The 991-nt window shown below is 66.0% G+C and carries 2 protein-coding genes and 1 pseudogene; all 3 read left to right on the top strand.

Annotation, left to right across the window (positions count from 1 at the left end):
* Nucleotides 1-220, top strand: a 220-nt coding sequence (locus tag JHE00_RS34560) for a transposase (RefSeq protein WP_372440538.1), incomplete at its 5' end; no start/stop codon positions are given.
* Nucleotides 221-276: 56 nt separating this feature from the next.
* Nucleotides 277-816 carry a DDE-type integrase/transposase/recombinase gene (locus JHE00_RS36025; RefSeq protein WP_307832236.1) on the top strand — a complete coding sequence of 180 codons (540 nt, stop codon included), beginning with the start codon at nucleotides 277-279 and terminating at the stop codon, nucleotides 814-816.
* Nucleotides 788-991 (top strand): annotated as a pseudogene (locus JHE00_RS34570) (IS3 family transposase); the annotation flags it as partial. The gene JHE00_RS36025 and the pseudogene JHE00_RS34570, both read left to right, overlap by 29 nt.

Genomic DNA, 991 nt, shown 5'->3' on the forward strand with positions numbered 1-991 from the left:
CGGCGACTTCGGTGTGCATCCGATGACGTTGCACAAGTGGTTGCGCCAGGCCGACGTCGAAGACGGAGTCAAGTCGGGTGTGTCGTCGGATGCGGCAGCTGAGCTGCGGGAGCTCAAGCGTCGTAATCGGCTGTTGGAGCAGGAGAACGAGGTGTTGCGGCGGGCGGCGGCGTATCTGTCGCAGGGCAATCTGCCGGGAAAGGGCTCTACCCGCTCGTAAGGGAGTTGGCCGCCCCTGGCGCCCGGATCCGGGTGCCGGTGGCGGTGGTGTGCCGGGTGCTCAAGCTCCATCGCCAGCACTACTACGTCTGGCTCGCCCAGCCGGTCACCGATGCCGAACTCGATGAGGCCTACGTGGCGAATGCGATCTTCGACGCTCACCGTGAAGACCCCGAATTCGGGTATCGCCTGTTGCATGAGGAGGTCACCGCCACGGGGATCGAGGTGTCGGATCGGACGGTGTGGAAGATCTGCTCGTCCAACGAGTGGTGGTGCGTGTTCGGCAAGAAACGCCGCGGCCGCAAGGCCCGGCCCGCCGCGCCGGCGCACGAGGACCTGGTGCGCCGCGAGTTCACCGCAGAAGCACCGAATTGCCTGTGGTTGACCGACATCACCGAACACCCCACCGGTGAGGGCAAGATCTACCTCTGCGCGGTCAAGGACGTGTGGTCGAACCGGATCGTGGGCTACTCCATCGCCGACCGGATGACCTCCCAGCTGGCGGTGGACGCGCTCGAATCCGCCATCGCCCGCCGCGGCGGCACCGTGGCCGGGTGCAGACTGCACAATGACCGTGGAGGCCAAATTTCGCAGTAGGAAGCTGCAGCAGGCGCTGTGGCGTCACCACATGCGCGGGTCGATGGGCCAGGTCGGCGCGGCCGGTGACAACGCCGCCATGGAGAGCTTCTTCAGCCTCCTGCAACGCAATGTGCTTGACCGCCGCCGCTGGGACACCCGCGAAGAACTCCGGATCGCGATCGTGACCTGGATC

This window comes from Prauserella cavernicola, assembly GCF_016595675.1.
In the GTDB taxonomy this organism is placed as follows: domain Bacteria; phylum Actinomycetota; class Actinomycetes; order Mycobacteriales; family Pseudonocardiaceae; genus Prauserella_A; species Prauserella_A cavernicola.